The organism is Martelella sp. UBA3392 (assembly GCF_002358775.1).
GTDB lineage: Bacteria > Pseudomonadota > Alphaproteobacteria > Rhizobiales > Rhizobiaceae > Martelella > Martelella mediterranea.
On the sequence record NZ_DEPM01000206.1, the window covers coordinates 15,240 to 15,596 of the forward strand.

The window sequence follows — 357 nt, forward strand, 5'->3', positions numbered from 1 at the left end:
ATCACATCCAGCAAATCCTCGACATCCACCCGCCCGGTGATCCTGCCAAGCGCGACAGCGGCCTGCCGCAGGGATTCAGCGGGAATCTCCGGAGAGCGGTCGCGGGCGTCCAGTGCTGCCTGAATATAACGCAGCGTTTCTTTCAGATAACCGACCTGACGATCGCGCACCGGCAGCGACAACGAAGCGCCGGCAAGCCGGGCCTCAAGCCGCGCCTTTATCATCTCGACCAGACGATCCATGCCAGCGCCTGTTCGCGACGAAATCACCAAGTCAAAGTCAGCCCCGGTTTCGTTCCCCGTATCCGCCTTGGTGCCAATCCGCAGGCACTCCCCTTCGAAGCGCTCCGCCGGCTGG

Annotated in this window: 1 pseudogene; it reads right to left on the reverse strand. The window is 62.7% G+C overall.

From position 1 onward, the window contains the following. Positions 1-357 (reverse strand): annotated as a pseudogene (locus B4E36_RS16135) (tRNA uridine-5-carboxymethylaminomethyl(34) synthesis GTPase MnmE); the annotation flags it as partial.